Source organism: Thalassotalea atypica (assembly GCF_030295975.1).
GTDB classification, from domain to species: domain Bacteria; phylum Pseudomonadota; class Gammaproteobacteria; order Enterobacterales; family Alteromonadaceae; genus Thalassotalea_F; species Thalassotalea_F atypica.
In genome coordinates, this window is the sequence record NZ_AP027364.1 from 793,701 (window position 1) to 818,766 (window position 25,066).

General features: G+C 40.7%; 21 protein-coding genes. 18 read left to right on the forward strand and 3 right to left on the reverse strand.

The window, feature by feature from the left end; all coding sequences use genetic code 11:
• Position 1 precedes the first annotated feature (1 nt).
• The 14 genes from QUE03_RS03710 to QUE03_RS03775 all read left to right on the forward strand — a co-directional run bounded on the left by QUE03_RS03710 (position 2) and on the right by QUE03_RS03775 (position 16,094).
• On the forward strand, positions 2 to 1,096 hold the full coding sequence (locus QUE03_RS03710) for a TRAP transporter substrate-binding protein (RefSeq protein ID WP_286265230.1): 1,095 nt from the start codon (positions 2 to 4) through the stop codon (positions 1,094 to 1,096).
• A gap of 174 nt (positions 1,097 to 1,270) precedes the next feature.
• Positions 1,271 to 2,461, forward strand: a complete 1,191-nt coding sequence (gene fabV, locus QUE03_RS03715; protein ID WP_286265232.1) for an enoyl-ACP reductase FabV — start codon at positions 1,271 to 1,273, stop codon at positions 2,459 to 2,461.
• A 504-nt stretch (positions 2,462 to 2,965) separates the two neighbouring features.
• Complete coding sequence (locus QUE03_RS03720) at positions 2,966 to 4,303, forward strand: Na(+)-translocating NADH-quinone reductase subunit A (protein WP_286265234.1); 1,338 nt, start codon at positions 2,966 to 2,968, stop codon at positions 4,301 to 4,303.
• Between the two features lie 2 nt (positions 4,304 to 4,305).
• A complete protein-coding gene (locus tag QUE03_RS03725; protein WP_286265237.1) occupies positions 4,306 to 5,517 on the forward strand; it encodes an NADH:ubiquinone reductase (Na(+)-transporting) subunit B in 1,212 nt (403 codons plus the stop codon).
• Positions 5,507 to 6,298, forward strand: coding sequence for a Na(+)-translocating NADH-quinone reductase subunit C (locus QUE03_RS03730; protein WP_286265242.1), 792 nt, complete (start codon positions 5,507 to 5,509; stop codon positions 6,296 to 6,298). The genes QUE03_RS03725 and QUE03_RS03730 overlap by 11 nt, the downstream gene beginning before the upstream one ends.
• A complete protein-coding gene (locus tag QUE03_RS03735; RefSeq protein WP_286265244.1) occupies positions 6,298 to 6,921 on the forward strand; it encodes an NADH:ubiquinone reductase (Na(+)-transporting) subunit D in 624 nt (207 codons plus the stop codon). Before QUE03_RS03730 ends, QUE03_RS03735 begins: the two co-directional genes overlap by 1 nt.
• Before the next feature lie 4 nt (positions 6,922 to 6,925).
• On the forward strand, positions 6,926 to 7,549 hold the full coding sequence (gene nqrE / locus QUE03_RS03740) for an NADH:ubiquinone reductase (Na(+)-transporting) subunit E (protein WP_286265247.1): 624 nt from the start codon (positions 6,926 to 6,928) through the stop codon (positions 7,547 to 7,549).
• A gap of 63 nt (positions 7,550 to 7,612) precedes the next feature.
• On the forward strand, positions 7,613 to 8,836 hold the full coding sequence (gene nqrF / locus QUE03_RS03745; protein ID WP_286265249.1) for an NADH:ubiquinone reductase (Na(+)-transporting) subunit F: 1,224 nt from the start codon (positions 7,613 to 7,615) through the stop codon (positions 8,834 to 8,836).
• Positions 8,837 to 8,916: 80 nt separating this feature from the next.
• Positions 8,917 to 9,933, forward strand: a complete 1,017-nt coding sequence (locus tag QUE03_RS03750) for an FAD:protein FMN transferase (RefSeq protein WP_286265252.1) — start codon at positions 8,917 to 8,919, stop codon at positions 9,931 to 9,933.
• A gap of 47 nt (positions 9,934 to 9,980) precedes the next feature.
• Positions 9,981 to 10,202: a (Na+)-NQR maturation NqrM gene (nqrM, locus tag QUE03_RS03755; protein WP_286265254.1), complete on the forward strand. Its 222-nt coding sequence runs from the start codon at positions 9,981 to 9,983 to the stop codon at positions 10,200 to 10,202.
• Positions 10,203 to 10,412: 210 nt separating this feature from the next.
• On the forward strand, positions 10,413 to 11,489 hold the full coding sequence (locus tag QUE03_RS03760; protein ID WP_286265256.1) for a PEP-CTERM sorting domain-containing protein: 1,077 nt from the start codon (positions 10,413 to 10,415) through the stop codon (positions 11,487 to 11,489).
• A 153-nt stretch (positions 11,490 to 11,642) separates the two neighbouring features.
• The gene (locus QUE03_RS03765; RefSeq protein ID WP_286265258.1) at positions 11,643 to 13,526 is read left to right on the forward strand and encodes an acetate--CoA ligase; all 1,884 of its coding nucleotides are present in this window, start codon (positions 11,643 to 11,645) and stop codon (positions 13,524 to 13,526) included.
• A gap of 127 nt (positions 13,527 to 13,653) precedes the next feature.
• A complete protein-coding gene (gene dinB, locus QUE03_RS03770; RefSeq protein WP_286265260.1) occupies positions 13,654 to 14,715 on the forward strand; it encodes a DNA polymerase IV in 1,062 nt (353 codons plus the stop codon).
• 362 nt (positions 14,716 to 15,077) lie between these two features.
• A complete protein-coding gene (locus QUE03_RS03775) occupies positions 15,078 to 16,094 on the forward strand; it encodes an HDOD domain-containing protein (RefSeq protein ID WP_286265262.1) in 1,017 nt (338 codons plus the stop codon).
• A 222-nt stretch (positions 16,095 to 16,316) separates the two neighbouring features.
• On the opposite strand, the gene srmB is transcribed toward QUE03_RS03775, so the two are convergent.
• Positions 16,317 to 17,561 carry an ATP-dependent RNA helicase SrmB gene (gene srmB / locus QUE03_RS03780; protein ID WP_286265264.1) on the reverse strand — a complete coding sequence of 415 codons (1,245 nt, stop codon included), beginning with the start codon at positions 17,559 to 17,561 and terminating at the stop codon, positions 16,317 to 16,319.
• 171 nt (positions 17,562 to 17,732) lie between these two features.
• Positions 17,733 to 19,253, reverse strand: coding sequence for an acetaldehyde dehydrogenase ExaC (gene exaC, locus QUE03_RS03785; RefSeq protein WP_286265265.1), 1,521 nt, complete (start codon positions 19,251 to 19,253; stop codon positions 17,733 to 17,735).
• Between the two features lie 137 nt (positions 19,254 to 19,390).
• Between exaC and QUE03_RS03790 the strand changes: the two genes are divergently transcribed.
• Positions 19,391 to 20,308 (forward strand): AraC family transcriptional regulator, encoded by a 918-nt coding sequence (locus tag QUE03_RS03790; protein ID WP_286267743.1) that lies wholly within the window; start codon positions 19,391 to 19,393, stop codon positions 20,306 to 20,308.
• 15 nt (positions 20,309 to 20,323) lie between these two features.
• Here QUE03_RS03790 and fldB read toward each other — a convergent pair whose 3' ends face one another.
• Positions 20,324 to 20,848 (reverse strand): flavodoxin FldB, encoded by a 525-nt coding sequence (fldB, locus tag QUE03_RS03795; protein ID WP_286265269.1) that lies wholly within the window; start codon positions 20,846 to 20,848, stop codon positions 20,324 to 20,326.
• A 195-nt stretch (positions 20,849 to 21,043) separates the two neighbouring features.
• Between fldB and dsbC the strand changes: the two genes are divergently transcribed.
• The 3 genes from dsbC to prfB all read left to right on the forward strand — a co-directional run bounded on the left by dsbC (position 21,044) and on the right by prfB (position 24,989).
• On the forward strand, positions 21,044 to 21,850 hold the full coding sequence (gene dsbC, locus QUE03_RS03800; RefSeq protein WP_286265270.1) for a bifunctional protein-disulfide isomerase/oxidoreductase DsbC: 807 nt from the start codon (positions 21,044 to 21,046) through the stop codon (positions 21,848 to 21,850).
• A gap of 73 nt (positions 21,851 to 21,923) precedes the next feature.
• Entirely contained in the window at positions 21,924 to 23,669 is a 1,746-nt protein-coding gene (gene recJ / locus QUE03_RS03805; RefSeq protein ID WP_286267746.1) for a single-stranded-DNA-specific exonuclease RecJ, read from the forward strand.
• Positions 23,670 to 23,890: 221 nt separating this feature from the next.
• A protein-coding gene (gene prfB, locus QUE03_RS03810) for a peptide chain release factor 2 (RefSeq protein WP_286265272.1) occupies positions 23,891 to 24,989 on the forward strand; the annotation gives its coding sequence in 2 pieces (ribosomal slippage) (positions 23,891 to 23,965 and positions 23,967 to 24,989; 1,098 coding nt in all).
• Positions 24,990 to 25,066: the final 77 nt, after the last annotated feature.

The following is a 25,066-nucleotide window of genomic DNA, read 5'->3' on the forward strand; positions in this document are numbered from 1 at the left end:
AATGAAAAAAACAATAAGAAAAATAGGAATATTGATGGCGACAACATTGTTGCTTTCTGCCTGTGGAGAGAAAGAGGGCCTAGCAGACTCAACGGTGAAAGCGGACGTTAAAACCTATCAATGGAAAATGGTGACTTCTTGGCCAAAGAACTTTCCTGGTTTAGGAGTCGCACCTGAGAAGTTTTCTCAGTATGTAGATGAAATGAGTGGGGGCAGGTTAACCGTGCAAGTTTATGGTGCGGGTGAGCTAGTACCTGGTTTCGAAGTTTTTGACGCTGTATCGCAAGGAACAGTGCAAATGGGACATAGTGGCTCCTATTACTGGAAAGGAAAAATTCCTTCTTCGCCACTTTTTGGCGCGATTCCATTTGGAATGACGGCAACTGAGCTAAACGCGTGGTTACATTATGGTGGCGGTTTAGAGCTTTGGCGTGAAATGTATAAACCGTTTGGCATAGTACCTATGGCGGGCGGTAATTCTGGTGCACAGTTTGCCGGTTGGTTTAAAAAAGAAATTCACACCATGGATGATTTAAAAGGATTAAAGATGCGCATCCCAGGTTTGGCTGGTGAAGTGCTAAAACGTGCCGGAGCTATTCCGGTGACATTAACTGGCGGTGAAATATTTTCATCACTGCAAAGCGGCGCGATTGACGCCACCGAATGGGTGGGGCCGTACAATGATCTTGCCTTTGGTTTTCACCAAGCGGCCGAGTACTATTATTCTTCAATTTGGCATGAGCCAGGAACGGGCTTAGAATTCTTAATTAACGAAGCAGCATTAAATGAACTACCCAAAGACTTGCAAAAAATTGTTGAAGTGGCAGCAAGGGCAGTTAATGAAGATACGCTAGATGAATACAATGCGCGAAACAACAATGCGCTAATTGCATTACAAGAAAAGCACGGCGTGAAATTGCGTCAATTACCAGTATCTGTTTTGACGGAGTTAAAAGCCATCACTAAGCAAGTCATGAAAGAGCAAGCTGAGGCGGATCCCGGCTTTTCAAAAGTATGGCAATCGTATAGCGAATTCATGACGTCAATTCGAAGCTATCATGATCTGACACTTAAAGAGTATTTCAAAAACCGGTAATACTTTTTCGGTACTTATTTCGGTATGAGTTGATGGCGGATTTTAATCAATTGCCATTAACTTTTGCTAAATTTTTTGCTGCTCGTACCTCTTTAAGCCCAAAGGCGAAGTACACTATGCACAATTTATAAATTTCCCTATGGGTCTTTGACTCAATATTAATAAGGTTTCTTTATGGTCATCAAACCAAAAATTCGTGGTTTTATCTGTACAAACGCACATCCTGCCGGTTGTGAAGCGCACGTTAATGAACAAATCGCCTATGTTAAAAGTCAAACTCAGGCTGATAGTAAGCCAAAAAATGTGTTAGTGATTGGTGCATCTACCGGCTACGGTTTAGCTTCACGTATTACTGCCGCTTTTGGTAACAATGCTAAAACACTTGGTATCTTTTTTGAGAAAGAGCCTACCGAGCGAAAAACGGCTAGTGCTGGCTGGTACAATACCGCCGCATTTCAAAAGGCTGCAGATGAAGCGGGCATTTGGTCAAAAAATATCAACGGTGATGCGTTCTCTCATGACATTAAAGCAAAAGCGATTGATGTGATTAAAGAAGATTTAGGTCAAATTGATTTGGTGATATACAGCTTAGCGTCTCCGCGTAGAACAGATCCGGACACGGGTGAAGTTTATTCTTCAACACTAAAGCCGATTGGCGAAAGCGTTACTACCAAGAATTTAAATACGTCTAAGCGTATCATTGACTCTGTTAGTATTGAAGCAGCCAATGAAGCTGAAATCCAAGGCACTATCGATGTTATGGGCGGCGCTGATTGGGAATTATGGATCAAAGCACTAGGTGATGCAGGTGTATTGGCTGAAGGTTTTAAAACGACTGCTTATACTTATATCGGTAAAAAGTTGACTTGGCCAATTTATGGTCATGCAACAATCGGTCGTGCAAAAGAAGATTTAGACCGTGCAGCTGCGGCGATCACTGACAGCACAAGTGCTATTGCCGGCAAAGCCTATGTTACTTCACTAAATGCTGTGGTTACGCAAGCAAGCTCAGCCATACCGATCATGCCACTTTATATTTCAGCAATGTTTAAAGTAATGAAGTCAGACGGTACGTATCAAGGTTGTATTGAACAAATTCAAGATTTGTTCCGAGAAAACTTATACAGCAATAGTCCTCGTTTAGATGAAGCAGGGCGTTTGAGCCAAAACTATCGTGAACTTGAAGACAGCGTACAAGAACGTGTGCAACATGTTTGGGATAACGTTGATACTGATACGATTGATGAAATGACCGACTACAACAGCTATCATCAAGAGTTCTTAAAGTTATTTGGCTTTGATGTTGCAGGTGTTGATTACGACGCAGATGTTAGTCCGTTGGCTGAAATTAACAACCTAGTCTAGTTTGCTACTCGTTCATTAATAAAAAAGCCAGCGCAGTCGCTGGCTTTTTTATAGACTATGAAAACTGGCCTATTGAGTATCAATTCAAACGACTTTGCAAAATTTAACGGTTACAATTCAATTACAGAAGCTGGCTCAGATTTACTTATACTTTAGTTGAATAAACATCGAAATTTAGTCACCTCTGCGGTCAAAAAAAGAGTGTCTTTTAGCCGATTAGCTATGATTTAACTAAATTTAAGGTACTTTTTAATATCTTGACTAGAATTTAACCTAAGTTTGATCTTTATTAGCTAATTTGTAATTAAAAGTGTCTTGGTCGGATAGCATCAAAAGGTTTTTTCGTGCTAAAATCCGCCGCAGAAAATTTAAACTAAAACTGGTGGTCAATAGTTTTCGAACTATCTTTCCACTCAATACACTGAAACCATATAGCTGTGTAAATGTAATACGTTTTTACAGGTCTTTGGTTTTATTACTCCCGTCAAAGTAGTGCAAGTGTTTATGATTACAATAAAAAAAGGTCTGGATGTTCCTGTATCAGGTGCTCCCCAGCAAGTAATCCATGATGGTCCGTCCATTAAAACTGTTGCAACATTAGGTGAAGAGTTTGTGGGAATGCGCCCGACTATGTTTGTCAAAGTTGGTGATCGTGTTAAAAAAGGTCAGGATCTTTTTGAAGATAAAAAGAATCCGGGCGTTAAATTCACAGCTCAAAGCTCAGGTGTTGTTACTGAAATCAACCGTGGTGAAATGCGTGTTTTGCAATCTGTTGTTATCGAAATCGATGGCGACGAACAAGAAACGTTTACTAGCTACTCAGCCAATGATTTAGCAACTATTGCTCGAGAAGATGTGGTGTCTAATCTTGTGAATTCTGGTTTATGGACTGCATTACGCACTCGTCCATACAGCAAAATTCCAGCGATCGACGCAACACCTAGTGCAATTTTTGTTAGCGCGATGGATACAAATCCATTAGCGGCTAATCCTGAAGTTGTTATTAACGAACAAAGCGAAGCGTTCAAACAAGGTTTAACGGTATTAACCCGTTTAACTGAAGGGGAAGTTTTTGTTTCTAAAGCTCCAGGTGCGAACATTCCTACTGAAACTGGCGTTACTGTCAATGAGTTTGCTGGTAAACATCCTGCGGGCTTAGTCGGTACCCATATTCATTTCTTAAAACCTGTTGGTGCAAACCGATTCGTTTGGCATTTGAATTATCAAGACGTTATTGCCTTTGGTAAGCTGTTTACCACAGGTGAACTAGATTCAACTCGCGTTGTTTCGTTTGCAGGTCCAGCGGCAAAAGAGCCAAGCTTAGTGCGTACCGTATTAGGTGCAAACATTGCAGAATTTACGGCAGGCGAAGTCACTGAAGGTGAAGTTCGTTTAGTCTCTGGTTCATTATTGCAAGGTTATACAGCACAGGGTGTACACGGTTACTTAGGTCGTTATCACATGCAAGTATGTGCATTACTTGAAGGTCGTGAGAAAGAGTTTATTGGTTATATGATGCCAGGTGCGAACAAGTTCTCTGTAACTCGTGCTTACTTGTCTCACTTATCACCAAGCAAGTTGTTCAACATGACAACAACGACTAATGGTAGTTCTCGTGCCATGGTGCCAATTGGTAACTATGAACGCGTTATGCCTTTAGATATTTTACCGACTTTATTGTTACGTGACTTAGCTGCCAAAGATACTGATGGCGCGCAACAATTAGGTGCCTTAGAGCTAGACGAAGAAGATTTAGCGTTATGTACGTTTGTTTGCCCAGGTAAAACAGACTACGGCGTGATGCTTCGTGATTGCCTAACCACAATTGAGAAGGAAGGTTAGTCATGGGCTTGAAGAAGTTTATTGAAGATATTGAGCCGCATTTTGAAAAAGGCGGCAAACATGAAAAGTGGTTCGCTTTATATGAAGCAGTAGCTACTGGTTTGTTTACTCCAGGTTATGTTAACAAAGGCAAGACGCACATCCGTGATAGCATTGATTTAAAACGCATCATGATCACTGTGTGGTTGGCTGTTTTCCCAGCAATGTTTTGGGGCATGTATAACATTGGTTTCCAAGCAGTCGATGCTTTGACTAATGGCTATGCGCTAGCTGATACATGGCAAGTAGGCTTGTTCCATATGCTAGGTGGCGAGTTAACAGCATCGTCTGGTTGGTTCGGCATGATGCTGTACGGTGCTTGTTTCTTCTTACCTATCTACGCTGTAACATTCATCGTTGGTGGTTTTTGGGAAGTATTATTCGCCGCGGTACGTAAGCATGAAGTTAATGAAGGTTTCTTTGTTAGCTCGATACTTTTCGCCTTAATTGTTCCTGCGACTATTCCTTTATGGCAAGTGGCTATCGGTATTACCTTTGGTGTTGTTATCGCTAAAGAAATATTCGGTGGTACAGGTAAAAACTTCCTTAACCCTGCATTGGCAGGTCGTGCTTTCTTATTCTTTGCATACCCAGCACAAATCTCAGGTGATGCAGTATGGGTTGCCGTTGATGGTTTCTCTGGTGCTACAGCACTAGCCGCTGGTGCATCGGCACAAGTAGGCGCTATCGACTACAGCATGAACGCTGATTGGTGGAACGCATTTTGGGGTTATATCCCAGGCTCTGTTGGTGAAGTTTCTACGGCTATGATTTTCCTAGGTGGGGCATACATTCTATATAAAGGAATTGCCTCTTGGCGTATCGTCCTAAGTGTATTCTTAGGTATGGCAGTAACTGCAACATTATTTAATGCCATTGGTAGTGATACAAACGCCATGTTTGCAATGCCTTGGTATTGGCATTTAGTCGTTGGTGGTTTTGCTTTTGGTATGATGTTCATGGCGACAGATCCTGTCACTATGTCATTCACTAACACTGGTAAATATTGGTTTGGTGCGTTAGTCGGTGTAATGGTGGTGTTAGTACGTGTTGTAAACCCAGCATTCCCAGAAGGCATGATGTTAGCTATTTTATTCGCTAACTTATTTGCACCATTGTTTGATTACTTTGTTGTTCAATCAAACATCAAGCGGAGGATTGCTCGTGTCAGCTAATAAAGAAACATTTGGCAAAACAGTCGTATTTGTATTTATCGTCTGTATCGTTTGTGCATTGTTAGTGTCTTTCTCTGCAGTTCAATTAAAACCATTGCAGGTGAAAAACAAATTACTTGATCAACAAACTAAAATCTTAGAAGCGTCTAACTTACTGCCGTTAACTGATGGCTCTGCAAAGTCAATTGAAGCGACATTTGCTAAGTTTGTTAAAGCTAAAATGATTGACTTAGATTCAGGTGAGTTTATTGAAGGTAACCCTGAATTATTTGATGAACGCCGTAACTCGCGTGATTCAGCTAAATCGGATAAGCCTGAAAATGACATGGCTGGAATCAATCGTCGTTCACATGACGCAGTTGTTTACCTGGTGAGCAATGAAGCTGGCAAAGTAGAAACCGTTGTGTTACCTATCGTAGGCTCAGGCCTTTGGGACTTAATGTTTGGTTATGTTGGTCTTGAAAGCGATTTAAATACAGTTCGTAGTGTTGTTTACTCTGATCATAAGGAAACTCCGGGATTAGGGGCGGAAGTCATGAACCCTAAGTGGAAAGCTTTATGGCCTGGTAAGAAAATTTATGATGGCTCAGGTGTAGCGAAAGTAACACTCGTTAAAGGTGGCGCAAAAGCAGATGATATTCACGGTGTGGATGGTCTTTCTGGCGCGACATTAACAAGTAACGGTGTAACTCGTACGTTGCAGTTTTGGTTTGGTGAAGAAGGCTACGCGCCTTTCATTGCTAAGTATCGCTCTTCATTAGGTAAGGGAGGTGTTAACTAATGTCTTCAGAAGCAAAATCAGTTTTAACGAAACCGATCGTTGATAATAACCCGATCGCATTACAAGTATTAGGTATTTGTTCTGCATTAGCGGTTACCAGTTCAATGGCCAATGCTTTGGTTATGACACTTGCGGTAACGTTAGTTACTGCATTTTCTAACTTATTTATTTCGATTATCCGTAATCAAATACCTTCAAGCGTACGTATCATTGTCCAGATGGCCATTATTGCGTCATTGGTTATTGTGGTTGACCAAGTGCTTAAAGCTTTCTCGTATCAGTTATCAAAAGAGCTATCCGTTTATATCGGTTTGATCATTACTAACTGTATCGTTATGGGTCGTGCTGAAGCGTTCGCGATGAAAGAAGCGCCGGGCGTGAGCTTTTGGGATGGTATCGGTAACGGTTTAGGTTACGGTGTAATTCTATTAGCGGTTGCGTTTGTTCGTGAATTATTTGGTTTTGGTAATTTGTTCGGCTACGAAGTCTTACCACTAATCCAAAATGATGGTTGGTACATGGCTAACGGCTTTTTAGTATTACCATTTAGTTCATTCTTCATCATTGGTTTACTTATCTGGGCGATTCGCCAGTGGAAACCTGAACAAGTAGAGAAGGATTAATAAGATGGAACATTATTTAAGCTTATTAATTAAAACCATATTTATTGAGAACATCGCGTTATCGTTCTTCTTAGGTATGTGTACATTCCTTGCGGTATCTAAAAAAGTTAGCACGGCTATTGGCCTTGGTGTAGCAGTTATTGTTGTACTAGGTATTGCGGTTCCAGCTAACCAAATTATCTATCAAGCGGTATTGGCACCTGGTGCATTAGACAGCTTGATGGGCGTTACTGACCCAGCAAATACGATTGATTTGAGTTTCTTATCATTCATCACTTTTATCGGTGTAATTGCAGCGTTAGTACAGATTCTTGAAATGGTGTTGGATAAATACTTCCCAGCGCTTTATCAAGCATTAGGTATCTTCTTACCATTAATTACAGTGAACTGTGCAATATTTGGTGCAGTATCATTCATGGTTGCACGTAACTACACGTTAGGTGAATCAGTAGTTTATGGTATTGGCTCTGGTATCGGTTGGGCATTAGCTATCGTATTGTTAGCTGGTATTCGCGAAAAGATGAAATATTCTGACGTTCCAGATGGCCTTAAAGGTTTGGGTATCACGTTTATTACTGCAGGATTGATGGCATTTGGCTTTCTTTCTTTCGGTGGTATTTCGTTATAATAAGATTAACGTAGAAGGCGGCGTAATCGCTGTCTTCTCAAGATAAGTGCTAAGGAAAAGTCGATGGAAATTATTCTCGGCGTATCGATGTTTACAGCAATTGTTGTTGCACTTGTTTTGGTAATTTTATTTGCCAAATCTAAGTTAGTATCAACAGGTGATGTAAAAATCGCAATAAACGGTGACCCTGAAAAATCGGTTACTACAGCTGCAGGTGGCAAGCTTTTAGGCGCACTAGCAGACCAAGGTATTTTCGTACCGTCAGCCTGTGGTGGCGGTGGTACATGTGGTCAATGTCGTGTTGAGGTTCATTCAGGTGGTGGTGATATTCTACCAACTGAATTGGGTCACATTACTAAACGTGAAGCGAAAGAAGGCTGTCGTTTAGCGTGTCAAGTTGCTGTTAAGCAAGACATGGATATTGAACTTGAAGATGAAATCTTCGGTGTTCAACAATGGGAATGTGAAGTTATCTCAAATGATAACAAAGCAACATTCATTAAAGAATTGAAGCTTCAAATTCCAAATGGTGAATCTGTACCTTTCCGTGCTGGTGGTTATATTCAAATTGAAGCGCCAGCGCACCATGTTAAGTACAGTGATTTTGATATTGATGAACAGTACCGTGGTGACTGGAATCATTTTGGTTTCTTCGACGTAGAGTCAAAAGTAGACACAGATACATTACGTGCCTATTCAATGGCTAACTACCCAGAAGAAGAAGGCATTATCATGCTGAACGTGCGTATTGCTACGCCGCCTCCTGGAAAGTTACATTTACCAGCTGGTAAAATGTCATCTTATATCTTCAGTTTGAAGCCAGGTGACAAAGTAACTATTTCTGGTCCATTTGGTGAGTTCTTCGCTAAAGAAACTGATAATGAAATGGTCTTTATCGGTGGTGGTGCGGGTATGGCACCAATGCGTTCTCACATTTTTGACCAACTAAAGCGTCTTAAATCTAAGCGTAAGATGAGTTTCTGGTACGGTGCACGTTCTTTACGTGAAATGTTTTATGAAGACGACTACAACGGCTTAGCAGCTGAAAATGACAATTTCGATTGGCATGTTGCTTTATCAGATCCTCAACCCGAAGATAATTGGGATGGCATGACAGGTTTCATTCACAATGTGCTTTATGAAAACTACTTGAAAGATCATGAAGCGCCAGAAGATTGCGAGTACTACATGTGTGGTCCCCCAATGATGAACGCTGCTGTTATCAACATGCTTAAGAGTTTAGGCGTAGAAGACGAAAATATATTACTCGATGACTTCGGCGGATAATTATACTTTCTGACTTAATTAAAGAGCGACTTAGGTCGCTCTTTTTGTATTGATAAAAACATTTAATTTTGGTTGAAGTGATGAAATTTAAGCTATTAATTGTCCTTATTTTTATGCTTGTTTTAAGCGCATGTTTTCCTGCTGTAGACCCTAATGGTAAAAAGGAAGTACTTTTACAAGGACGTACAATGGGCACCACTTATAACATTAAAGTAGTTGTAGGAAGTGATGTTGATACGGTTACATTACACAAAGCAATTGATGAAGCTTTAGTACAAGTGAATCAAGAAATGTCGACCTATATTGCAGACTCTGAACTTTCACTGTTTAATAAAAGTGATGGTGTTGAACCTATAGTAATGTCTAAGGGCTTAAGTAAAGTAATTAATGAAGCGGTGCGTTTAGGAAAAATCACCAACGGAATGCTCGATGTTACCGTTGGGCCATTGGTTAATTTATGGGGTTTCGGACCTGATTTTAGGCCTAATAAAGTGCCAACAGATAATGAGCAGCAACAAGCAAGAGCGCGTATAGGCCTGAATAAAATTGAAGTTTCAGGTGATAATATTAGCAAGTCTCAGCACGATATTTATGTAGACTTGTCGACGATAGCTAAAGGGTATGGTGTTGACGTAGTTGCAGATATTGTCGAAGCTAACGGTATCGACGGTTATTTAGTAGAGATCGGTGGGGAATTACGGTTAAAGGGGTTTAAAGCAAATGGAACGCTATGGACTATTGCTGTTGAAAAACCAATTTCAAATGAGCGAAGTGCACAGCAATTTATTGTACCCAAAGATAATGCCGTAGCGACTTCTGGTGATTATAGAAATTATATCGAAGTTAATGGTAAGCGTTATTCTCATATTATTGATCCAAAAACAGGACTGCCGATAGAACATCGTTTAGTGTCAGTAACAATTATTCATCCGTCATCGATGACTGCAGATGGTTTATCTACTGCAATTATGGTGATGGGGCCAGAGGTAGGCCTTAAATTTGCCGAAGAGCATGAATTAGCTGCTATGTTGATTGTTAAAACAGAGCATGGATTTGAAGAGATTAATACGGTAAAATTCATGCAATATTTGAAGTGATCTTACAATCAGTTCATTAGTTGTTGCTCGTTAAATAGGCTTATAGTATGACTATGTTTTTGATTACCCTTGCTTTGTTCTTGATCGTGGCAGCGGGTATGGCCGTTGGCTATATATTTCAGCAAAAAACTTTGGCAGGCAGCTGCGGTGGTTTGGGCTCTATTGGCATAGATAAAGCATGTAATTGCGATAATCCATGTGAAAAAAGACAAGAACGTGAACGCAAAGCCGAACAAGAAAAGAATCAAATAGATATTAAAAACATCTAGTGAAAGGCCACAATCGTGGCCTTTTTTGAACCCATCTAGAATAATTTTTATTAGCCTGGTTGATAAGTGTCTGAAAAATGAACACTTATATTTATTGTGTACGTTGGTGTTTGCTTTAAGTTACTGATTATTCAATGATTAATTTTGATGGTCTGTTTTTTGCTCTATAACTCGAGCTATAAAAATAATCAGACTATAGGAACTAGGTCAATGATAAATAAAATAAAAACTGCACTCTTTACCTTAACTACCATAACCGCTCTCAGTGCAAATGCTGGATTGGTGACGCAACACACTTCAGTTCAAACCTATCAACGATCTTGCCCCGGAGTCGCCGATGCTAATTGGGTAAAAAATTGGAAACCTATAGTTGAGTGGTACTATGGCATTGAACAAGCTGATGCCGATTTAATGTGTCACTTTAATGGTGGAAATCAAGAAAGACATTTTAATAGCGATGGTACACCGAAGGATGCAAATTGGCGATATGATGACGCTTGGCCAACAGGTGAAAATGGAGAAGCGATATCAGGTGGGGGAGAGTTTACCGCTGAGCAAGTGGGTACATTAGAAATTATTGCTAGCGCAGGCCCAGAAGACATGACCACTGTCGGTACTAAGGACGGTAAATATTATGCGCAAGTAACCCTTGATGATGAAAATCTTGGTTTGCCAGAAATAAAAGTTAAATCTGAATCAGACGAGTTTGAAAGAAATTCAGTTAACGCTTTCGCCGCCACTGAGTATTTATGGACGGGTGAAGATGAAACATTAGAGTTTACTGCCAATTTCGATTTTTTCGCTTCAGGAGGTGCTTGGGCATTAGGTGATACACCTGAAATAAATGATTACTTATTAGGGATGGAAATTGGCGTAGCGACGGATATGCTATTTGATGTTGAGCAAATTTTTCCAACCGACTGGGGAAATCAAATAGCGACAGCTGGTTATAATACTAATAATGAACCGCGAGTATCAGGTTCACTAGAAGAGCCAATTGAGGGAACAGTAACAGTCTCATTTGATGTATCAGCGGGAGATCAGTTTTTTCTATATGGATGGATACAAGCATTTGGATATAACGGTGGTTTTGTTGATGCGAGTAATACACTAACAAGCCAACTTGCTGTACAAGGCCAAACTCAGCAACAAAGTCAGCAAATATTTGCTGCGGCATTACAAGCAGCGCCACCAAGTGACCCTAATGCAATACCTGAGCCTTCTTCGCTATTCTTAGCACTGCTTGGCTTTATCGGATTAGCAGGGCGTAAAAAAATCTTGGGCTAATCACCTTATGCATTGTTTTGATAAAAGGTCTCTGATGAGGCCTTTTTTGTATCTCGGATTGAAAGTTTTCACTGCATATTAGGCTAAGGTCTAATACCTAACAGTGAGTGTAGTTTTTATACTGATGTCATAGCCCAATAGTGAGAAAGTACAATGAACTATCAAGACACTTATAAAAGTTCAATTCAAAATAAGGAAGAGTTTTGGCGACAGCAAGCGGCGAAAGTTGATTGGTATAAAAATCCGAAAACGATACTTTCTCAAGATAGTGACCAACAATACCAATGGTTCTCTGATGGCAAATTAAACACCAGTTATTTAGCGCTTGATTATCATATTGCGAATGGTCGCGGTGAGCAATTGGCTTTAATCTATGACTCTCCGGTCAGCGATAGTAGTCAAAAGTTTACTTATAAAGAACTCCATAGCCAAGTGGCAAAATTTGCTGATGTGCTGGCACAAAAAGGTGTCGTCAAAGGCGACCGCGTATTGATTTATATGCCAATGATCCCGCAAGCGGCAATTGCGATGTTAGCTTGCGCACGAGTAGGCGCAATACACTCGGTTGTTTTTGGTGGTTTTGCCGCCCATGAGCTCGCTATTAGAATTGATGACGCCACGCCTAAAGCAATAGTCAGTGCAAGTTGTGGTATTGAATGCGAGACAATCATCCCTTATAAGAGATTACTAGATGACGCGATAGAAGAAGCGACACACCCTGTCGAGAGTTGCATCATATTTCAACGCGAGCAATGTTTGGCAGAAATGACCAATGGCCGAGATTATGATTGGCACCGTTTAATGCATGATGCAGTGGAAATGGAGCCTATCATTGTTGATGCCAATGACCCTTTATACATTTTATACACCTCTGGTACCACTGGAAAGCCAAAAGGTGTTGTTCGTGATAATGGCGGTCATGCAGTCGCAATGAAGTACAGCATGGAGGTTATCTATGGAATGGATGCAGGCGATGTTTTTTGGGCTGCTTCTGATGTCGGCTGGGTTGTTGGGCATTCTTATATCGTTTATGCACCTCTCATAGCTGGTTGTACAACGATATTGTATGAGGGTAAACCGGTAAGAACGCCGGATGCAGGCGCATTTTGGCGCGTGTGTGCGGAGCATAAAGTCAAAGCACTTTTTAGTGCTCCAACTGCCTTTAGAGCCATTTGCAAAGAAGATCCTAATGCGGAGTTTTTGGCCCAGTATGACTTAACTCATTTGCAGCGACTATATTTGGCAGGAGAAAGGTTGGATCCAGCTACCTATCACTGGCTAAAAGAACATAGCGGTGTTCCAGTTATCGACCATTGGTGGCAAACAGAAACTGGATGGGCGATAGCGGGCATTCCTGTTGGTATTGAAACACTTGAAACCAAAGCGGGCGCTGCGGGTGTTCCAACACCGGGCTACGATATCAAAGTACTTGATGAAAAAGGCCATGATCTTGGCAGGCAAGAAGAGGGAAGCATTGCCATTAAATTGCCTTTGCCACCGGGGTGTTTACATACCATTTGGCAAAACCCTGATCGCTTTAAAGCCGGGTATTTGAACACATACCCTGGCTATTATCTAACGGGGGATGGAGGATACATTGACGACGATGGTTACCTTTATATCATGGGGCGAACCGACGATGTAATTAACGTTGCAGGGCATCGTTTATCAACGGGTGAAATGGAAGAAGTCATTGCTGATCACCCTCATATTGCTGAATGCGCTGTGGTAGGCGCAGCTGATAAAATAAAAGGACAAATGCCTTTTGCATTGGTGGTACTTAAAAATGGCGTGAAATTGGCGCATGAGCAAGTGCAAAATGATTTAACGCTAATGGTGCGCAAAAAAATAGGCGCTATTGCCTCACTCAAGCAAGTCATGGTTGTTGATCGCCTGCCGAAAACACGCTCAGGAAAAATATTGCGTAAAGTGATTAGGCAAATGTTAGATGGCGAATCTTATCAAGTGCCATCAACAATTGATGATATTACAATTTTGGATGAATTAAAGGCTCAATTTCTGCCAAAAGTAAGTTAGTAAACGCTAATGATTACTTAAACTGTTTCTAGGACATGGTTAACAGGAATTTACTTTTGCGCAGATCTCTTTAAATTCCACGCTAAATCGGTATACTGTTATTATTTACAGTGTTTGCCGGTTTGCCATGAGAAAGATTATTCATATAGATATGGATTGTTTCTATGCTGCAGTAGAGATGAGGGACAATCCAGAATATAAAAATGTGCCTCTAGCAGTAGGGGGAGACGGTCCTCGCAGTGTCTTATGCACCTGCAATTATTTGGCTCGAAAGTATGGCGTTCGTTCTGCTATGCCAGCGATAAAAGCGAAACAGCTTTGCCCTGATCTATTAATTGTGTCAGGGCGTATGGATGTATATAAATCAATATCCCATCAAATCCGTGAAATATTTCTACGTTATACTGCCAAAATTGAGCCTTTATCACTTGATGAGGCTTTCTTAGACGTAAGTGATTGTACACAACACCAAGGCAGTGCGACCTTAATAGCGCAAGAAATAAGAGCTGCAATTTATGACGAGTTGCAACTGACTGCTTCTGCTGGCGTTGCACCGAATAAATTTCTCGCAAAAATTGCATCCGATGAAAACAAGCCGAATGGCCAATGTGTTATTTCTCCTGCTAAGGTGGCTGATTTTGTTGAACAACTGCCGCTTAAGAAAATTCCGGGTATCGGCCCAAAAACTAATGAAAAACTAGCCGTTCATGGCTTTCGTACCTGTGCTGATGTTCGCAAAACATCCGCTGAGTCACTCGTACCTATAGTGGGAAAATTTGCTCAAAGAATACATGAATATAGCTTTGGTGAAGATGACAGAGAAGTTGTCAGCTCTAGAGAGAGGAAGTCAGTTGCAGTAGAGCGTACCTTCGCGACAGACTTAACAGCTTTTGACGAATGTGAAGACGTTGCAGCGATGCTGTACGATAAATTGCAGCGTCGTTACGAACCGCATAAAAACAAAAATATGACTAAGCAAGGTGTAAAAATAAAGTTTGCTGACTTTACTCAAACTACGGTTGAACACCAAAGTCATTCGCCAATTTTCGAAGAGTATATCGAACTTTTACGTACCGCAGTAGCCAGAGGAGAAGGTAAGCCTATTAGACTCGTTGGTTTGACGATTGGTTTTGGTTCGTCGATAACTAAAGTTGAAGAGAGCAAGTTACAACTAGAGCTACCTATGTGAAGGCTTAGACTTAAGTTAGGTTAATAATAACCCCAAATAAATGTCATCAAACTCTAGAAACATAAATGTTTCTTCACAACTGATCGTAAATGCTTTACCTCCTCCGTTTTTCCGAATGAAACTAATATTTCCTAGTGAGCCAATAAAAAACCTATACTCATCAATTTAATAATGTCATATTTCAAATGAAAATTTAATTAAAATGGACAAAGGGACTAATGGTTCAGGGATTAACAATACTAATAATAATTTCCTTATTAACTTTAATTTTAATTATTATTAGAAGATCTATAAACAAACGTACTACACAAACTACGACTAGACATAAGACACCTAAACAACAATCGTTAACAGCTAGTCGAGTGTCACGTCAAAATGATATTTCTATCAAAGCACCGATAAACAGTACGCTAAAATCTTGTGAAGAATTTTATGAAGAACCAGTCGCTTTAAAAGAGCTGAACTTATTGTCGATAAATGATATTTGTGAGACTCAACAGCAAGCAACGCTTACTATGGTGTCTCATTATAAAAAACCTCATCCGATGCTTTTAAGCCTAGCCAATGGGTATGTATCGCAACAAGAACTCGTCACGATAGTAAAAGCTGATGCAAAGATTGCCGGAAGAATTTTGTTTATTGTAAATTCGCCTAGGTTTGGTGTTCAGCAGCCGATAAAAGACCTGAATCATGCAATTATGTATTTGGGGATATCAGAGGTAAGGGCAATTGCAACTGAACTTGCATTAAAAGCCAGCTTTGAATCAAATAATACAGAGCAAGAGCAGTCATTTAACAATGTTTGGAAAGCGAGTGCTCTAGCTAGCAGTATTTCACTAGAGTTAGGCAAAGTGATTGGTCGAGATAATGCATCTGAACTATCAACGCTCTGTTTGTTGTTTTATTTGGGGGACTTGATCTTATTGTCTTCAAATCCTGAGTCCTCTTATTTGTATAAGAAAGGAATTTCTTTTTATGAACGTATTAAGGAAACACAGCTAAAATTTAAAACAAATTCATCGATTATTGGCAGTCACGCGGCTAGGGCATGGGAGTTACCTGAAACAATGGTAAAAGACATAGAGTATAGTCTTGCCCCCTTAACCAACGACAGAAGTGTTAAATCGCTTAATGATATCGACAAAATAGATATTGTTATTTGTTATTTGGCGTGCAGAATTGCTGAACTAGCCGTATTTGAACAACAAACTAAAGTTGAACAAATGAATATATTAAATCAGAGTAACAATAATCATCTAGAGTTTTTTCATATTAGCAGCATGCTAAGTCACTATAGTCTTACACAGGTAAAAACCTTGCTAAGAGCAAACGATTTTGCACAAAGAGCAAACATGCTGATATCAAAGCATAACCATTGAATTTTGTTCCAAATGTTATAGCGATTGGTATGGAAATGCAGGTTCAGTTTAAGCTCAAGCTTCTTTTCGGCTTAGCCTTAGCCAACAAGTTGAAACTGTAGCAAAGAGTATGTATTAATAATCATTGCGTCAAAATAATAATGGCCCTCAAATTGATTTGAGGGCCATTATTATTGATAACCTATTCTGAAGATTACTTTTTTAGAGTATCAATAGTTCGGGCTATTTTTTCTTCTTAGCTTTTTTACCTGCGATCTTCTTCGCTTTTGCTTTTTTCTGAGCAGTGGTGCGTTTTATTTTCGCCTTTTTCACTGGCACTTTCGCTTCTTTATTTTTAGGCCGCAATTCTTCAATAACGCGACGTTGAAGGCGGTCGCCCATATAGCGTTCGATTTTGCTGATCACGGCCATGTCATGTGCTTCAACCAGTGAAATGGCTGTTCCTTTATTGCCTGCACGCCCAGTACGACCTATTCGGTGCAAATAGATATCCGCTTTACGTGGCATATCAAAGTTAATGACATGGGTAATATCATCAATGTCTAAACCACGAGCCGCAACATCAGTCGCCACCATGACATTAACCTTGGCGGTTTTGAGACGATCTACGGCATTGTTCCGTTTATCTTGTGGCATCTTGCCTTCCAACCAAGCACAAGGTACTTCTTCTGCGTAAAGTTTACCCGATAAGTACTGCACCGTTTCACGCTTGTTTGCAAAAACTACGGCTTTTTCAACTTCTTCTTGCTTTAAGATGTTAACGAGTAACTGTGTTTTATGCTCGCTACTGTCTGCTAAGTGAATCCATTGATGGATTTTAGCTTTTTCTTTTCGTGATGGGTTTGCTTCTAAATAAACAGGCTCTTTTAAAATATCTTTAGCAAACTTAATTACCCCAGAGCCTTCGAGTGTTGCTGAGAAAAGCATGGTTTGTTTACGCCATCTTGCTTCGGCAATAATGCGATTGATGGTTTCAACAAAACCCATATCCAGCATGCGATCTGCTTCATCGAGTACGAGAATTTCAATATCACGGGCGTCAAACTGTTCATTCTCGATATAATCTAGTAAGCGGCCTGGAGTCGCGATTACGATATCAGTAGTGGTTGTTAAAATATCTTTATGGCTACCAAAGTTAACGCCACCAGTAATAACACCAGTTTTAATGTTGGTGTGCGAAGTTAATAGCTCGCATTGTTCACTGGTTTGTAAAGCGAGCTCTCGAGTAGGTGATAGCACTAATACACGAGGAAACCCAGGTTTGGTGCGTGGGTAATCTAATAAGTGTTGAGCAACAGGCAATATAAATGCTGCTGTTTTTCCGGTGCCAGTAGGTGCCGACGCTAAAACATCTTTACCTTCCATTGCTTCTGGCAAAACCAGTTGTTGAATAGAGGTAGGCTTTTTAAAGCCAGCTTTTGATATGCCGCCAATCAGGTCTTGGTCGAGGTCAAACTGCTCAAACATGTATGTTACCGAGTGAATTAAAAACGGGGGCGATTATACCCGTATGTCTTAGGGAAGTCGTTACTTTCCTGTACGATATTTGTGCAAGTATAGTGCTGTTTTGTGATTTTTTTATAAAAGCCGATATTAGTTGGATGATATCGGCGCTTTTTAACGATCAAAAAATAGCTTTTAGAAAAAACCCAGAGGATTTGTATCGTAGCTTACCAGTAGGTTTTTCGTTTGTTGGTAGTGCTCTAATGCCATTTTATGTGTTTCGCGACCTATGCCTGACTTTTTGTAACCACCGAAGGCGGCATGCGCCGGATACATGTGATAGCAATTAGTCCATACTCGACCCGCTTCAATTTTTCGTCCCATGCGATAAGCTCTATTGGTATCACGCGTCCAAAGCCCTGCACCTAAACCAAATTCCGTGGAGTTAGCTAGCTCAAGTGCATGAGCTTCGTCCTTAAATGTAGTGACAGAGATAACCGGACCGAAAATTTCTTCTTGGAAGATGCGCATGTCGTTAGTGCCTTTTAGTAGCGTAGGCTTAACATAAAAACCACCCGAAATTTCATTGTCGACCTGTTTGACCTCTGCACCCATGAGCACTTCGGCGCCTTCATCTCGACCAATATCAAAATAGCCTAGAATTTTATCAAACTGCTCTTTTGATGCTTGCGCACCGACCATAGTGTCAGTATCAAGTGGATTACCTTGAATAATCGCTTTGGTGCGCTCGATAACTTTAGCGATGAAGGCATCGTAAATGTCTTCTTGTACAAACAGTCGTGATGGGCAAGTACATACCTCGCCTTGATTAAAGTAGGCAAGTACAGCTCCTTCAATACACTTGCTCAAGTAATTATCCTCAAAGTCCATCACGTCAGAGAAAAAGATATTTGGCGATTTACCACCGAGCTCAACGGTGGAAGGAATAATATTTTCCGCCGCACATTTAAGAATATGTGATCCAACAGGTGTTGAGCCAGTAAAGGCAATTTTGGCTATTCGAGTACTGGTTGCTAATGCTTGGCCTGCTTCTTGTCCATATCCATTGACTACATTTAGCACGCCGGCAGGGATTAAATCACCAATGAGCTCTAACAACACCAAAATGGATGCGGGTGTTTGTTCTGCTGGCTTTAACACGATGCAATTTCCCGCAGCCAACGCTGGGCCAAGCTTCCATGCTGCCATTAGGATTGGAAAGTTCCACGGGATGATTTGGCCAACGACACCTAAAGGCTCATGAATATGATATGACATGGTGTTTTGGTCAATTTCTGCTAATGAACCTTCTTGTGCTCGAATACAGCCGGCAAAATAACGAAAATGATCAATCGCCAGTGGAATATCAGCGGCTAAGGTTTCTCTTATTGCTTTACCGTTATCCCAAGTTTCAGATAAGGCCAATAGTTCAATGTTCTGCTCCATGGTATCAGCAATTTTCAATAATATATTTGAACGTTCAGTTACTGATGTTTCACCCCAAGATTGTTTTGCTTTGTGTGCGGCATCTAACGCCAGTTCAATGTCCTTTTCATCTGAACGTGGAATTTTACAAAATACTTCGCCGTTGACGGGGCTGACATTGTCAAAATATTGGCCGTTAACTGGTTCAACCCATTGACCATCGATATAATTTTGGTACCTGTCTTTGAAATTGAATAAAGCACCTGATGTATTGGGGGCAGAATAAATCATGAGTCTTCCTTTGCGTTTTAATTATTTATAAACAAGAACTTTACCGTAGCGGCTGAGCAAAAATCATACTATGCTAGCAGTCCTGTTTTGTTGACTGTTAGTACAGCAAAAGTGTTATTGGAGTATAGTTGAACATTATGATTTCAGGGAAAGTGAAGGAACAAAGACTCAACCCTCATGTACTGGTCGAAAATAAGATAAGTTTTGCTGCACAAGCGGCGGAACTGAGTATTTATGATACCTTTGAAAGTGCAGATAAAGTTCAGCTAGCCTCAGATCAGCTGCTCTTTTGTGGCATGGTGTCAGGTAAGAAGATCATGCATGCCGATGATGAAAATTATCATCAAGAATTTTTGCCTCATGAATCTTTTGTCATTGCGCCAAATAAAATGGTCGAAATTGACTTTCCGGAAGCCAAAATAGAACAGCCAACAACGTGTTTAGCCATTGAAATTTCAAATGAACGTGTAGAAAAAATTAGCCAACAAATGAATGTGTTGGCGCCTGTTGAAGGGAAAATAGGGACAGGGAGTGCTAATCACCCTTTAATTCATACACATCATAATACCGAGACACAGGCCTTACTCACCCGCATGGTCGATATTTTCACTGAGAATCACCCTGATAGAAGCTTCATGATTGACCTAGCGGTGAATGAATTGTTGGTACGCCTACTGCGACACCAAAAGTACCGTGCAGTCCTAGAAAGTACTTTGTTAAGGCCAGACCAAGATGGTTTTACCGCCGCACTGCATTATTTGATGGCTAATTTATCGAATGAATACGATATAGACAGGCTCTGTAAAGTAGCTTGTATGAGCCGTACTAAATTTTTTGAGTTGTTCAAGAAAAAACTAGGCTGTTCACCTTTGGTCTATCAAAATCAACAGCGGCTAAAACGCTCCGCAGAGTTGATCGCGCTGGGCAAACAAATTACCCAAGTGTGTTTTGAAGTGGGGTTTAAAAACACCAGTCATTTTAGTCGTGCTTTTAAGCAGTACTTTGGTCTATCACCAAATCAATATAGAAAACGGCACTATTTATCCGTATCTTAGTGCTCATCAACGAATTCAGACGTCGAGCAACTCGTTGATTTCAGACAGTATCTGGTCGCACCAAGCTTCTATTCGCTGCTCGGATAGCGCGTATTGGTTATCTTCATCAAGTGCTAAGCCAACAAAAAATTCATTGCCTTCGGCTAACGCTTTTGACTTTGCGAACTCGTATTCGTCGTTTGGCCAATAGCCAATAATGTCTGCGCCTAATGGTAATATTTCATCGTGTAGCATACCAAGTGCATCTTGAAACCAATCGGTATAACCTACCTGATCGCCCATACCGTATAACGCAATTATTTTTCCTGATAAATCTAATGACGCTATATCCTGCCAGTGTGATTCCCAGTCTTCTTGAAGTTCACCATAATCCCAAGTCGAGATCCCATAAATAAGAAAGTCGTATTCTAGGCTAAGCGATAAGTTGACGTCTTTGATGTTATGCAAATCAACAATATCAGCGCCAAGTGTTGCTTGAATTTTTTCAGCGGCTATTTCGGTGTAGCAAGTTGTTGAGCCGTAGAATAATCCGATCTTCATCAATTAAACCTAAATGGGAATACAAAGTGGCGCGAGTTTATCAGAACCAGCATATTCTTCGCTACATATGCGTACAATTTACTTTAATAATCTCGCTGAAATTGTTACTTCGATTGATTTCTATCACGAATATCTGTAATTTTAGCAGCCATTAAACGGTCTTAGTTGACTGCGTTCCCTTAAGGATATTATTTGATGTTATTTCGAGCACACACAGCACTGTTAAAACATGCGTTAAAAATATTGACGTTGACTACTACAGTGATATTTTCTTCGATTTCAATGGCGGCAACGAGCCCCAATGTGCCAAGTACTATTGCTAAGCCTATCGAAGGTTTTAACGTTGAAGCGTTGAAAAAGTCGATAAACGAAACAATCGGTTTGACAGTGATTGAAGCCTTGCCTTCACCGGTTGCAGGCATTGCCGAAATCATTACAGACCAAGGTTTGTTTTATACAACTTACGACGGTAAATATTTAATTCAAGGCACCATGTTTGGCTTGTCTGAACAAACCGTAACTAATGTTACTGAAGCAACGATGTCTAAAATGCGTTTGATCGGACTGGAAAAGTTTGACAACGACACTATCACTTATAAGGCTAAAAACGAGAAACATGTCATCACAGTTTTTACCGACATTACTTGTGGGTATTGCCGAAAAATGCATGAACAAATGGATGAGTATAACGATTTAGGTATTACTATTCGTTACCTCGCTTATCCTCGTGCAGGTATTACGGATCGCTCTGGAGTCTTCACGCAAGGTTTTCAAGATTTACGCTCAATATGGTGTAACGAAAACCCTGAACAAGCATTGACTAAAGCAAAAAGCGGTAGCGGTGTACCACAACGTATTTGTGATAAGCCAGTTGCTGAAGAATTTAACTTTGGCCGTCAAATTGGTGTTAATGCCACGCCAGCACTTGTACTAGCAGATGGTAGTTTGCGTCCGGGCTATATTCCGCCGAAAGATCTTATTCAATTGCTTGATAGCATGTAATATATAGCTAATGTGAAGAAGTTAAGCCACATGAACTAATGTGGCTTTTTTATTTCTAGGAAATGACGACAACATGCAAAAAGAGATCATTCGCCGACCTCTAGTTGATGATAACAACTTACCCAATACGCTACATCCCATCATTAAACAAATTTATGCTCGACGTGGGATAAAAAATGAAGATGAGTTATCGCTCAATTTGCCAAAACTTTTGCCATTAGAGCTTCTTAGTGGGCTTAAAGAAGGTTGTGAGATATTGTTTGACGCATTTGCTCAACAGAAAAAAATCTTCGTCGTCGGTGATTTTGATGCTGATGGTGCGACAAGCACTGCACTTATGATGGAAGCGTTAACCTTGTTGGGCTCTACCAACCACCATTTCATCGTGCCTAATCGTTTTGAATACGGCTACGGGCTAACGCCAGAAATCGTCGATATTGCACATGCCCGCGGCGCCGAGCTGATCATTACCGTTGATAATGGCATTAGCTGTATCGCTGGCGTAACCACAGCAAAAGCGCTTGGCCTACAAGTTATCGTCACCGACCACCATTTACAAGGTGAACAACTGCCACCCGCAGATGCCATTATTAACCCTAATCAGCATGTATGTAATTTTCCTAGTAAAGCGTTAGCAGGTGTTGGCGTTGCGTTTTACTTTATGATGGCGTTTAGAAAACATTTACGAGAGCTAGGTTGGTATGAAGAGCGACAGATGGCTGAGCCAAATCTTGCTCAGTTACTGGATTTGGTCGCACTAGGAACCGTTGCTGATGTGGTGCCTTTGGATTACAATAATCGGATCTTAGTCGAGCAAGGCATTAAGCGTATTCGAGCAGGTGTGACTAGGCCAGGCATTCAAGCGCTCTTAGAAGTGGCCAACAAAACCCAAGCGAAGTTGATCGCCAGTGATTTTGGTTTTTCACTCGGTCCGCGTATTAATGCAGCAGGCCGTCTTGATGATATGTCATTCGGGATAAATTGCTTATTAGCATCTGACTTATCGACCGCGAGAGCCATGGCCGTTGAACTTGATGGCTTAAATCAATCTCGCCGAGAAATTGAGCAGGGCATACAGCAAGAAGCAGAGCGTGTTTTGTCGCAGTTATCACTTACTCACGCTAAATCATTTGCTAGCAGTGAACTTCCTAATGCGATTTCATTGTTTCAACCGGATTGGCATCAAGGCGTGATCGGAATTGTGGCTGGTCGATTAAAGGAAAAATTCAACCGACCGAGTATCGTTTTCGCAGCATCAGATACAACTCCCAATGAGCTTAAAGGCTCAGCTCGTTCTATTATCGGATTACACATAAGAGATTTACTTGAACATATTGACAGCCAAAACCCTGGCGTGATTTTAAAATTCGGCGGTCATGCAATGGCCGCAGGGCTAACTATTCAAGCGGAACATTTCGAGCAATTTTCATCTTTATTTAATCAAGTTGCTGGCGAATGGTTATCGGAGGAAGACTTTCAAGGAAAGGTATTTTCAGACGGGGTTTTAGGTACTGAACATTTGACATTATCGTTTGCTCAGCAACTTCAAGATGCAGGGCCTTGGGGGCAACAATTTCCTGAGCCAGTGTTTGATGATCACTTTAACATAGTACAGCAGCGTATTGTTGGCGAAAAACATCTAAAATTAGTGGTAGAAAAAAACGACATGGTGTTTGATGCTATCGCCTTTAATGTTGACCTTTCTGTGTGGCCAAGTAGCGAAACCAAACAGGTGTCTCTTGCATATAAACTTGATATTAATGAGTTTAGAGGAAAGCAAACGGTGCAGTTTATGGTTGAACATATTGCGCCATGCTGATGTTGAATATTGATGATAAAAAACAACATAAAATTACTCGAAACATCATTGTTTTAGCATAACTAATTTGTTGTGCTAATTAGTGTCCCTACCGTTTATTTAGACGGCTATTTAAGTTACAATGCGCGACTTATTTTCGGTTTGCGGCGTGGGCTTGAATAATTGCCCTAGCTAGTGCTAGAGAAAGCTAATTTCGTCTAAACCTTATGTGTGTGTAAAAAATGTTTGAAGTTAACCCTGTTTTAAATAAATTAAAAGAAATTCGCGATCGTACTGACCTACTTCGGGGGTACCTTTGACTACGATCTAAAATCAGAGCGTTTAGTTGAAGTTTCGCGCGAATTAGAACTACCTGAAATTTGGAATGAGCCAGAACGCGCTCAAGCTTTAGGGAAAGAACGTGCGGCGTTAGAAGCTGTGGTTGAAACCATTGACACACTTGATTCCGGTTGTGAAGACATTGATGGTTTAGTGGAATTGGCAATTGAAGAACAAGATGAAGAAACCTTTAACGATGCTAGCGCAGAGGTAGAGGAACTAGTCACAGCGTTGGAAAAATTAGAATTTCGTCGTATGTTCTCCGGCGAACAAGATGCTAATGACTGTTATTTAGACATCCAATCTGGCTCCGGCGGAACAGAAGCTCAAGACTGGGCTGAAATGCTCATGCGTATGTACTTACGCTGGGGCGAATCGCATGGTTTTAAAACAGAAGTGATTGAAGTTTCTGATGGTGATGTTGCCGGCATTAAAGGTTGTACCATTAAATATTCAGGTGAATATGCCTATGGTTGGCTTCGCACAGAAACCGGGGTCCATCGATTGGTAAGAAAGTCACCATTTGACTCCAGTGGTCGTCGTCATACCTCGTTTGCGTCAGCGTTTATTTACCCTGAAATTGACGACAATATAGAGATTGATATTAACCCAGCAGATCTGCGCATAGATACTTTTCGAGCCTCTGGTGCTGGCGGACAACATGTAAACAAAACAGATTCTGCCATTCGTATCACCCACGAGCCTACTGGAGCCGTAGTGGCTTGTCAGGCAGATCGTTCACAGCATAAAAACCGTGCTACAGCGATGAAGCTTTTAAAAGCAAAATTGTACGAAATGGAAATTCAAAAACAAAATGAAGACAAACAAGTCTTAGAAGATGGTAAATCTGATATTGGCTGGGGCAGTCAAATACGCTCATACGTATTAGATGACAGCCGCATTAAAGATTTAAGAACGGGCGTAGAAAACAGAAATACTCAAGCGGTGCTTGATGGCGATTTAGATCGCTTTATTGAAGCGAGCTTAAAGTCTGGTCTATAAATAATGATTAACGCGTAGTTACTAAAGTAATTATGCGTCGAATATACCCTCATAGGAGTCTATGTTGCGTGTATTCT

Excerpts from the sequence above, each read along its gene's own strand:
- QUE03_RS03710 (WP_286265230.1), top strand. The coding sequence starts at position 2 with ATGAAAAAAACAATAAGAAAAATAGGAATATTGATGGCGACAACATTG.
- fabV (WP_286265232.1), top strand. The coding sequence starts at position 1,271 with ATGGTCATCAAACCAAAAATTCGTGGTTTTATCTGTACAAACGCACAT.
- QUE03_RS03720 (WP_286265234.1), top strand. The coding sequence starts at position 2,966 with ATGATTACAATAAAAAAAGGTCTGGATGTTCCTGTATCAGGTGCTCCC.
- QUE03_RS03725 (WP_286265237.1), top strand. The coding sequence starts at position 4,306 with ATGGGCTTGAAGAAGTTTATTGAAGATATTGAGCCGCATTTTGAAAAA.
- QUE03_RS03735 (WP_286265244.1), top strand. The coding sequence starts at position 6,298 with ATGTCTTCAGAAGCAAAATCAGTTTTAACGAAACCGATCGTTGATAAT.
- nqrE (WP_286265247.1), top strand. The coding sequence starts at position 6,926 with ATGGAACATTATTTAAGCTTATTAATTAAAACCATATTTATTGAGAAC.
- nqrF (WP_286265249.1), top strand. The coding sequence starts at position 7,613 with ATGGAAATTATTCTCGGCGTATCGATGTTTACAGCAATTGTTGTTGCA.
- QUE03_RS03750 (WP_286265252.1), top strand. The coding sequence starts at position 8,917 with ATGAAATTTAAGCTATTAATTGTCCTTATTTTTATGCTTGTTTTAAGC.
- nqrM (WP_286265254.1), top strand. The coding sequence starts at position 9,981 with ATGACTATGTTTTTGATTACCCTTGCTTTGTTCTTGATCGTGGCAGCG.
- QUE03_RS03760 (WP_286265256.1), top strand. The coding sequence starts at position 10,413 with ATGATAAATAAAATAAAAACTGCACTCTTTACCTTAACTACCATAACC.
- QUE03_RS03765 (WP_286265258.1), top strand. The coding sequence starts at position 11,643 with ATGAACTATCAAGACACTTATAAAAGTTCAATTCAAAATAAGGAAGAG.
- dinB (WP_286265260.1), top strand. The coding sequence starts at position 13,654 with ATGAGAAAGATTATTCATATAGATATGGATTGTTTCTATGCTGCAGTA.
- srmB (WP_286265264.1), bottom strand. The coding sequence starts at position 17,561 with ATGTTTGAGCAGTTTGACCTCGACCAAGACCTGATTGGCGGCATATCA.
- exaC (WP_286265265.1), bottom strand. The coding sequence starts at position 19,253 with ATGATTTATTCTGCCCCCAATACATCAGGTGCTTTATTCAATTTCAAA.
- QUE03_RS03790 (WP_286267743.1), top strand. The coding sequence starts at position 19,391 with ATGATTTCAGGGAAAGTGAAGGAACAAAGACTCAACCCTCATGTACTG.
- fldB (WP_286265269.1), bottom strand. The coding sequence starts at position 20,848 with ATGAAGATCGGATTATTCTACGGCTCAACAACTTGCTACACCGAAATA.
- dsbC (WP_286265270.1), top strand. The coding sequence starts at position 21,044 with ATGTTATTTCGAGCACACACAGCACTGTTAAAACATGCGTTAAAAATA.
- recJ (WP_286267746.1), top strand. The coding sequence starts at position 21,924 with ATGCAAAAAGAGATCATTCGCCGACCTCTAGTTGATGATAACAACTTA.